The sequence below is a fragment of the Paenibacillus aestuarii genome (genome assembly GCF_027789125.1).
In the GTDB taxonomy this organism is placed as follows: Bacteria; Bacillota; Bacilli; order Paenibacillales; family NBRC-103111; genus Paenibacillus_E; species Paenibacillus_E aestuarii.
The window spans coordinates 61,196-69,875 of record NZ_JAQFVF010000050.1 but is presented as its reverse complement, the minus strand read 5'-3'; the positions used below and the strand labels follow the sequence as shown (position 1 = coordinate 69,875).

Here is an 8,680-nt window from a genome sequence, read left to right as displayed (position 1 = left end):
AAATCAAAATTAAAAGGCATGAGCCCGGTACAATACCGTGCTCACGCCCAACAGGTTGCATAAAATATTTGTCTAACTTTAAGGGGTCACTTCAATGACGGGAAGGCTGCTGTTTGTTTATTCCTTAGCGGCTCCTGACGGGGCGGTGTTCTCCTCCTTGTTTTCCCCTCTTGATGCCGGAGCTGTAGTGCTGACTCCCGGCATGCTGGGGATGGACAAATTAGGCGGCACCGCGTCCTTATTGCTGCCCACAGGGTTGCCTTTGTTGTCAAAATAATACGTCGGGACGTCGCCTACGACCAGCGAATAGGAAATCGGAATTTCCGTTTCCACGATTTCCGTATCCGAGTCAAACGGGATAATGACCGATACTTCGGCAATGATTCGCACATACACCTCAAAGAGCACCATGTTAATTCCTGCATTTTGCGAGCGTGTGTTGAGATCCACCTTGACGTTGCCCACCGGCAGCAGCTTGATGGGAATATTCGGTCCAAAGGAAGCCAGGATCGTACTGTTCATCGCCTGCCCGACGGGAACATGCTCATTAATTTCTTGCAGGTTGTTCAGTTCCCCTTGCACCGTACGAATCGTATCCGATGTGATGCGCATGTGCTCCGCGTAATTCAGCATAAATCCAGTAATTTTACCGTTTTTATCGGTTTTCCAATCAATGAGCTGCTCCGCATTCGCGCTGCCTGCAACATGATCGGCAATCGCACTGTTGATCGCTTGCGTGGCGATCTGCTTGATCCGCACTTTAGCCAGATTCATTAGAGGCGGGCGTAAATTGCGCTCAACGAACACGAATGACTGAACCCCAAACAAGACTATGATGAGAAGCACGATGAGCACAACCCGCTTGCGGCTTGCTTTCCCGGAAGGCCGGCTTCTCCATCCTCGTCTTCGCAGCATTCCATTCCCCCCTCAGCCTGCTTGTCATAGTAACAACTTATGCGAAGGGAAGGCAAAAAAGAAGGACGCACGGGAAGAAGAACAGCCGCCCTCGGTGTGAAGGCGGCTGCGGATGTGTTATTTTTTGCGCAAGTCACTCATGATTTTGCGCCCTGTCGGCGTCTGCGCCAAGCCGCCTCCCGCCGTTTCGCGGTGCTTCTCCGGCATCGAAGAGCCGACCTCCAGCATCACCTGAACGACTTCGTCGGAAGGGATGACGCTGCGGACGCCGGCGAGTGCCATATCTGCCGCCGCCAAGGCGGTAACAGCACCGAATCCGTTGCGGACGATGCACGGAATTTCCACCAGGCCGCCAACCGGATCGCAGATCAGGCCGAGCGAGTTCTTCAGCGCCAGGCCGACGGCATGCACCGCCTGCTCAGGCGTGCCGCCGCGCAGCTCGACGAGCGCGCCTGCCGCCATGCCGATGGCCGAGCCAACCTCGGCCTGGCAGCCGCCTTCCGCGCCGGAGATGAATGAATTGTTCGCGATCACGTAACCGATCGCGCCTGCGGCGAATAAGCCGGATACCATATGCTCATCCGTCCAGCCGAAGCGCTCCTGGCAGCTGACGAAAACGCCGGGAATGATCCCGCATGAACCGGCGGTCGGCGTCGCGATAATGCGGCCCATGGATGCGTTCACTTCCGATACGGCAAGTGCATAAGCCATGGCCTCGCTGGCTGCGCCGCCGAGAGTCGGCTCCGACTGCGCTCTGTAAGCCATGACGCGCTGGGCATCTAAGCCGGTTAAACCGCTGCGGGACGTCGTATTCTCGTGCAAGCCGCGGTGAACCGCCATTTTCATAATTTGATAGTATTCTGCCATTTGCGCGAATTCCTGCTCGGCGGGCCGCCCTGACTCGGCGCTTTGCTCTTCCAGCATCACTTGTCCGATACCTTGATTGCGCTGCTCGCAAAGAACCTTAAGTTCCTTTAAAGTTGTAAAATTCATCCCTGATCCCTCACTCATTATTAGCTTTGCTTAAATCGATAATATTCACGGATTGTATTGCTGGGAAGGTTTCCAACTCTGCGACCAGCTCAGAGGCAACCGCGGCATCCAGTTCCATAACGGTCATCGCATCACCGCTGCGGCTTTTGCGGTCCACGGACATATGTCCGATGTTCGTCTGCTTCTGCTTTAACAGCTGTGCGACATCGGCGACAACGCCGGGCGAGTCATGATGCCGAAGGACAAGCGTCGGATAAGCGCCCGTCAACTTAACATGAAATCCGTTGATTTCAATGATTTCTATGTTACCGCCACCAATCGACGTGCCAACAAGCGAGATTTGCTTAGCTACGGATGGGGAGGACAGTATGATTTTGGCTGTGTTCGGATGTGAGAACAATCCTTTCCCCTGTTCAAAGATGATGTCAACACCGCTTTGCTCGGCAAATTCAATCGAATGCGGAATTCTCGGATCATCCGTTGGCCAATCCATCAGTCCGCCAACGATCGCCAGGTCGGTGCCATGGCCTTTATAAGTGGCGGCAAAGGAGCCGTAAAAGAGGATATGCGCCTTCTCCGGCTGCTCGCCGAACATTTGGCGCGCCGCTTTTCCGATTCGTACTGCGCCGGCGGTGTGAGAACTCGAAGGCCCTACCATCGATGGACCTATAATGGAAAACACATCTTTAAACCTCATAGAGAAAGCCCCCATAATTTTAAAAAAATCTAACCTTTGTATATTCTATGCAGGCAAAGGCGACTCCTCCTTGGGAAAATGTGGACTTCACACAGAAAAAAAGGACCTAACCTTTATTCCTGGCTAGATCCTTCCCTTTCCGGCGTTACATATACGGCGATCTGACGCTCTTCACACGCTTCCTTAAACCAGCTGTCCGGCTGATCATTTGTAATCACGCCCGTTGCCCCCGCGAGGGGAATGATCGTGAACAGCGCGGTTCGTTCCAGCTTGCTATGGTCGAACACCGCATACACTTGACTCGAGCGTTCAATCAGCAGTCGCGCAATACGGGCTTCCAGCTCTGAATGCATCGTGAAGCCGTGCTCCACCGACACACCGTCGATACCAAGAAACATCTTGGTAATGTTGATTTTATCGATCACGCTTTCGGCCAGCGGACCGATGAGCTCGTAGCTCTTAGGCCGCATAACGCCGCCGATGACGACGACTTGGATCCCTTCCGCATCGGCAAGCTCCGTAGCGATGTTCACGGCGTTCGTGACGATCGTGATATTGCGGTGTTTTTTCAGCGCGCGGGCAATGAAAAAAGTTGTCGTCCCGCCTGTCAGGGAGACGACGTCGCCTTCCTTAACCAAGGATGCGGCAACCTCCGCAATTCGCTCTTTCCCATGCCGCTGAAAAAAGCGCTTATCGGCAAATGGGATCTCCGATGAAGCCGTCTGCATCAGCGCCCCTTCGTAGATCGCGCCGCCGATTGTGCGGATGATCTGCCCGGATTTCTCCAGCAGATCGAGATCCCGCCTGGCGGTCGCTTCCGAGCAGCCGATGGCCTCGACGATTTCTTGCAGCGATATTTTACCGTGCTGTTTAATAAGCTCCAGCGCCTTCGATCGACGCTGGTCGCCCTTAGATAGTTCCATATATCTCTCCTTTGACGAAAGCGAATCCGCCATTCATGCTAATCCTCTCATTGTGGAGGATGATGCTGAAGAATGCAAGCGCCTTTATCCGCTTTATAGGGCGGTGACCTGCACTTGCGGCAAGTAGGCAGCGAAGACGGCTTCGTCGAGGTGGCCCGCTTTGTCCGACATCGCGTTCGCCGCTGCCGCCGCAGTCGCGATGCGCAGCTTCTCTAGCGGCGACTCGCCGCGTTCCTCGGCGTAAGCCATTCCCGCCACGAAGGCGTCGCCGCAGCCCACCGTATTCACCGCTTGAATCAGCGGCGGGTGAACGCGATAAGCCGCACCGTCGATGATGGCGATCGTCCCGCGGCTGCCCAGCGTCACGCAAACCTGGGCAATGCCGGCGCCTGCCAGCTTCGCGGCCGCCTCCGTCCACGCTGCTTCGCTTGCCAGTTCGCGCCCCATCCATGCCGCCAATTCCTGCTCATTCGGCTTCACAAAATACGGCTGCGCCTCTAAGCCGCTGCTGAGCGCTGCGCCGCTCGTATCGAGAAAAGCGTGCGCCCCCGCAGCCTGAATGACGCCGATCAGATCGGCGTACAAAGCAGCAGGCGCGCCGGGCGGCAAGCTGCCCGACAGCACGACGACGCTCGACTCCGCGGCTAGGCTGCGCAGCGTGTTTTTGAGCGCCAGCACATGGTCTGCAGCGATGTCCGGGCCTTGCTCCAGCAGCTCCGTCGAGACCCCGGTGTGCTCGTCGATAATATTCAAACATACCCGTGATTCGCCTGGGACCCGGATGAAAGACGTGCGAATACCGCGCGCAGCCAGCTGCGTCTCGATAAAAGAACCGCTGCTGCCGCCGATCAAGCCGGTCGCCGTCACATCTGCTCCGAGCAGCTTGGCGACTTTGGCCACATTGTTGCCTTTGCCGCCGGGCTCGGCGATTTGCCGCACCACGCGATGCACGCCGCCGCTGGCAAACTGCTGGACGTAATACGTTTTATCAATCGCCGCATTCAGCGTAACGGTCGTAATCAACGGACATCCCCAGCCTTACCGATACATCCGCAAAGTTCCATCTTCTCTATCGCCAATCGTTTCACGGCTTGCTTCGCCGGCACCATATATTTGCGCGGGTCGTTTTCGTCCGGATGAGCGGTGAAGACATCTTTAATCGCATTCGAAAAAGCGATGCGCAGCTCGGTGGCGATGTTCATTTTGGCCATGCCCAGCGATACCGCTTTGCGCACCTGCTCGGCAGGAATACCGGAGCCGCCGTGCAGTACGAGCGGAACGTCAACCAGACCGGCAATCTTGGCAATGCGGGCAAAATCGATGTTCGGCTCCCCCTTATAGATGCCGTGCGCCGTACCAATCGCTGGAGCTAAGGTGTGTACGCCCGTGCGGCCGATAAATTGACGGCATTCCTCGGGGTCGGCCAGCAGGGCGTCGCGTTCGTCGACCACGATGTCGTCCTCGACACCGCCGACTTTGCCCAGCTCCGCTTCCACGTTCACACCAGCCGCCGCGGCTACTTCCATCACTTTGCGTGTGCGCTCCACGTTCTCTTCATACGGATGCATGGAAGCGTCGATCATGACGGATGTATACCCGGCGCGGATGCACTGGACGATCAAAGCGAAGTCTGTACAGTGGTCCAGGTGCAGCGCAATTGGCAGTCCCGTGCGGTCAGCCGCAACTTTGGCTGCCGCGGCAATGTAATCCGGGCCCAAATGCTTGACGGTGCCAACTGTCGATTGAATAATTAGCGGGGATTGTGTCTCCTCCGCCGCTTCGACAACGGCTTGCAGCATTTCCAGCGTGTGTACGTTAAAAGCGGCAACCGCGTATTGATGTTGACGCGCTCTTTGGAGCATAGAAGTGGATGATATGAGTGGCATTGTGAATTCCTCCCGGATTAGATAGATTTATATTCCAAATCATGCGTTGCTTGAATGTAGCGGATCGTTCTTGTTTTCGACCGCATGACCAGTGAATGGGTCATCGCTCGTTTCGCTTCCAAATGGCGGACGCCTTTCAGAAAGCTGCTTTCGGTAATGCCCGTCGCGGCGAAAATCACATCGTCGCCTCCGACCATATCCTCCATCGTCAGCAGCTTGCCGGGATCGGCGATTCCCATCGCCAGGCAGCGCTCGTATTCATGCTGCTCCGTGACGAGCAAGCGCCCTTGGATTTCCCCGCCCAGACAGCGGAGCGCGGCCGCAGCCAGCACACCTTCCGGCGCACCGCCGGAGCCGATGTACAGATCGACGCCGCTCTCCGGCATCGATGGCGCAATCGCCCCGGCAACATCGCCATCCGGCAGCAGCATCGTGCGCACGCCATGGTCGCGCAGCTGCTGGATCAGATCGGCATGCCGCTCGCGGTCCAGGATCATGACTGTCAGCTCGGACATGCCTTTGGATAAGGTCGCAGCGGCAATCTTCAGGGTCTCGGAAATCGGCGCATCCAGGCTCACTTTGCCCGCCAGCTTTGGTCCGACCGCCAACTTCGCCATATACATGTCAGGGGCATGAAGCATGCGCCCTTTCTCCGAAACGGCGAGCACCGCCAGCGAATTGCCAAGCCCTTTGGTCAAGTTGTTCGTGCCTTCCAAAGGATCGACCGCAATGTCCACTTCAGTGCCTTGTCCGTTGCCGATCTGCTCCCCGATGTACAGCATCGGCGCTTCATCCATCTCACCTTCGCCAATGACGACTGTGCCGCGGATGTCAATCGTTTCAAACATATTGCGCATGGCTGTCGTGGCGGCTTCATCCGCTTCATTTTTGCGGCCAAGACCCAGCCAGCGAGAAGATGACAATGCAGCCGCTTCCGTAACTCGAACCAACTCTAATGCAAGCTCACGTTCCATCGTTTTCTCCTCGCTTTACTCTGATTTATTGCGGTGCAGCGCATACAGCGCGCTCCCGATAATGCCGGCATTGTCGTTCAATTCCGCGCTTTTCACCACAAAATGGCCGCGGTAATCCTGCAGCAAACGGCGGTCCAGCTCCTGCTTCATCGGTTCAAAAAGCAAGTCGCCCGCCAAGGCGCCGCCGCCGCCAATTACAATCGCGTCCGGCGATAGAATCGGCACGACCCAGGCCAGCGCCTCGCCAAGCGCGCGTCCGGTCCGGTCGAGCACTTCTTTGGCAAGCGCGTCCCCTTGCAGGCATGCCTGCGACACGTCGCTGGCGCGAATGGCCGTAGCGTCCGGGAACCATGCCCGCAGCAGACTTGATTGCCCCTGCTCCAGCTTCCGCCTGGCGAGACGGGCAATGCCGGTCGCGGAAACGAGCGTTTCCAGACAGCCCGTTCTGCCGCAATTGCATGCGAAATCGATGCCGTCGACCGGCACATGACCGATCTCTCCGGCCATGAAGCGGTGCCCGTGATACATTTCGCCGCGATTCACAAAAGCGGCGGCAAGCCCTGTGCCGATGGTGATGCCGTAGACATAATCATGTCCGCGCCCCGCTCCGGCAGCGGCCTCACCGTACACATACATGCGCACATCATTGTCGATATAGACCGGCTTCCCCGTCATTGCGCGCAGTTCCGCCACCACCGGAACCTGCTCCCATTGCAGGTTGACCGCTCTGCGGCTCATACCTGCTGCGGGATCTACCAGCCCGGGAATGCCCAGACCGATCACTTCCAAGTCCTCGGAAGCAACACCGGCCTCAACCCTCAGCTCCTCAATCATCGCAGCGATCCCACGCAGAATGGCGTTCGCCCCCTTGTCCGGAGCAGTCGGATATTTCCGCTTTGAGACTACATGCCCCGTTTCATCCAGCACTCCACATACGATGTTCGTGCCGCCTACGTCAACGCCAGCCGCATATCTCACAGACTCTCCCCTTCCCGTTCAAACACTTTGACACCACGAACAAACGTTTGGCACAACTTCCATTCATCGTCCAGCAAAATAAAGTCAGCATCCTTACCTGCTTCAATCGAGCCTTTCAAGTGATCGATGCCCAACTGCTTCGCCGGGTTGATCGTCAAGGCGGGAATGATCTCTGCAACACTTTTACCTGTAAAAGTCACGCTATTGGCCAGCGCCTCCAGCATCGTCAGCGAGCTGCCCGCCAGGCTGCCTTCCCCGCCGCCGTCCTGTTTCAGATACACTTTGCCGTTCTTCATGATGACCGGAAGCTTGCCTAGCACATATTCGCCATCGGGACAGCCGGCGGCGCACATGCAATCTGTGATGAGGACGACCTTCTCTTCCGGCTTCACTCGAAACACCCATTTCACCAAATCCGGATGCACATGGATCCCGTCACAAATCATTTCCGTGGCCAGCTCATCCAGCATGAGCGCGCTGCCTGCCGCCCCCGGCTCTCTGTGATGCAGAGGCCGCATGCCGTTGAATAAATGTGTCACCTGTGTGGCTCCCCAAGCTACGGCACGCTGCATCGTTTCCAGGTCGGCATCGGTATGTCCCAAGGACACGGTCACGCCTTGCTGGACCGCATGGCGGATCACAGCCTCGGCCTCGTTCAGCTCAGGTGCAATCGTCATCAGCTTGATCGTACCTTGTGATGCGTTCCAGAACGCATCGAATTCTTCTATAGAAGGATCGCGAAGATCCGCAGGGTTTTGCGCGCCGCAGCGGACGGGATTCAAAAAGGGCCCCTCCAGATGAACGCCAAGCAAAAGAGCGCCATCCGGCTCCCGCTCCAGCTTCATCGCCTCCGCTGCGCCAGCTAGCGCATGAATGATTTCATCGTGCGTGGCTGTCAGCGTTGTGGCCAGCAGCGATGTCGTGCCGTGTGCGGCGTGAAACTTGCACATGCCGATCAAGTGATCGATATCGCCAGTCATGACATCGTACCCACCGCCGCCATGAACATGAACATCGATGAAGCCTGGCAGCAGATAGCGCCCTTTAGCATCGATGCGTTGGGTGAGGTCATCGGCTGGAGCTTCCCCAGTCTGGATCGATTGAATTCTGCCGTCTGCGATGAGCAGACTGCCTGCTTCCATCCACCCGTCAGGCGTCAAAATCCGCGCGTTATAAATAAGAATCGCTTTGCGCTGCATCAGCATCACTCCTTCAAATCAGCTCAGTGAGCGAGATTTTTATCATCCTTTTATGATTATGATAATCTCGTTATGTGATTTTTTCAATCTTATTTTGAAAATTTAGATCGAAATA

General features: G+C 56.5%; 9 protein-coding genes. All 9 read right to left on the bottom strand.

All coding sequences use genetic code 11. The annotated features are described in order from the left end of the window. Nucleotides 1–117 precede the first annotated feature (117 nt). The 9 genes from yunB to nagA all read right to left on the bottom strand — a co-directional run bounded on the left by yunB (nt 118) and on the right by nagA (nt 8,565). A complete protein-coding gene (gene yunB / locus O9139_RS21310; RefSeq protein ID WP_270881460.1) occupies nt 118–915 on the bottom strand; it encodes a sporulation protein YunB in 798 nt (265 codons plus the stop codon). A 117-nt stretch (nt 916–1,032) separates the two neighbouring features. Further along, the gene (sdaAA, locus tag O9139_RS21305; protein WP_270881459.1) at nt 1,033–1,908 is read right to left on the bottom strand and encodes an L-serine ammonia-lyase, iron-sulfur-dependent, subunit alpha; all 876 of its coding nucleotides are present in this window, start codon (nt 1,906–1,908) and stop codon (nt 1,033–1,035) included. Between the two features lie 10 nt (nt 1,909–1,918). After that, a complete protein-coding gene (sdaAB, locus tag O9139_RS21300) occupies nt 1,919–2,605 on the bottom strand; it encodes an L-serine ammonia-lyase, iron-sulfur-dependent subunit beta (RefSeq protein ID WP_270881458.1) in 687 nt (228 codons plus the stop codon). Between the two features lie 113 nt (nt 2,606–2,718). Next, nucleotides 2,719–3,528: a DeoR/GlpR family DNA-binding transcription regulator gene (locus tag O9139_RS21295; RefSeq protein WP_270881457.1), complete on the bottom strand. Its 810-nt coding sequence runs from the start codon at nt 3,526–3,528 to the stop codon at nt 2,719–2,721. Nucleotides 3,529–3,621: 93 nt separating this feature from the next. Further along, nucleotides 3,622–4,551: a 1-phosphofructokinase gene (gene pfkB / locus O9139_RS21290; RefSeq protein WP_270881456.1), complete on the bottom strand. Its 930-nt coding sequence runs from the start codon at nt 4,549–4,551 to the stop codon at nt 3,622–3,624. Then, complete coding sequence (fba, locus tag O9139_RS21285; RefSeq protein WP_270881455.1) at nt 4,548–5,414, bottom strand: class II fructose-1,6-bisphosphate aldolase; 867 nt, start codon at nt 5,412–5,414, stop codon at nt 4,548–4,550. The genes pfkB and fba overlap by 4 nt, the downstream gene beginning before the upstream one ends. Before the next feature lie 17 nt (nt 5,415–5,431). After that, nucleotides 5,432–6,388, bottom strand: a complete 957-nt coding sequence (gene glpX / locus O9139_RS21280) for a class II fructose-bisphosphatase (RefSeq protein WP_270881454.1) — start codon at nt 6,386–6,388, stop codon at nt 5,432–5,434. Between the two features lie 15 nt (nt 6,389–6,403). Next, on the bottom strand, nt 6,404–7,366 hold the full coding sequence (locus O9139_RS21275; RefSeq protein WP_270881453.1) for an ROK family protein: 963 nt from the start codon (nt 7,364–7,366) through the stop codon (nt 6,404–6,406). Then, a complete protein-coding gene (gene nagA, locus O9139_RS21270) occupies nt 7,363–8,565 on the bottom strand; it encodes an N-acetylglucosamine-6-phosphate deacetylase (protein ID WP_270881452.1) in 1,203 nt (400 codons plus the stop codon). Before nagA ends, O9139_RS21275 begins: the two co-directional genes overlap by 4 nt. Nucleotides 8,566–8,680: the final 115 nt, after the last annotated feature.

Excerpts from the sequence above, each read along its gene's own strand:
- yunB (WP_270881460.1), bottom strand. The coding sequence starts at position 915 with ATGCTGCGAAGACGAGGATGGAGAAGCCGGCCTTCCGGGAAAGCAAGC.
- nagA (WP_270881452.1), bottom strand. The coding sequence starts at position 8,565 with ATGCAGCGCAAAGCGATTCTTATTTATAACGCGCGGATTTTGACGCCT.
- glpX (WP_270881454.1), bottom strand. The coding sequence starts at position 6,388 with ATGGAACGTGAGCTTGCATTAGAGTTGGTTCGAGTTACGGAAGCGGCT.
- sdaAB (WP_270881458.1), bottom strand. The coding sequence starts at position 2,605 with ATGAGGTTTAAAGATGTGTTTTCCATTATAGGTCCATCGATGGTAGGG.
- O9139_RS21295 (WP_270881457.1), bottom strand. The coding sequence starts at position 3,528 with ATGGAACTATCTAAGGGCGACCAGCGTCGATCGAAGGCGCTGGAGCTT.
- sdaAA (WP_270881459.1), bottom strand. The coding sequence starts at position 1,908 with ATGAATTTTACAACTTTAAAGGAACTTAAGGTTCTTTGCGAGCAGCGC.
- fba (WP_270881455.1), bottom strand. The coding sequence starts at position 5,414 with ATGCCACTCATATCATCCACTTCTATGCTCCAAAGAGCGCGTCAACAT.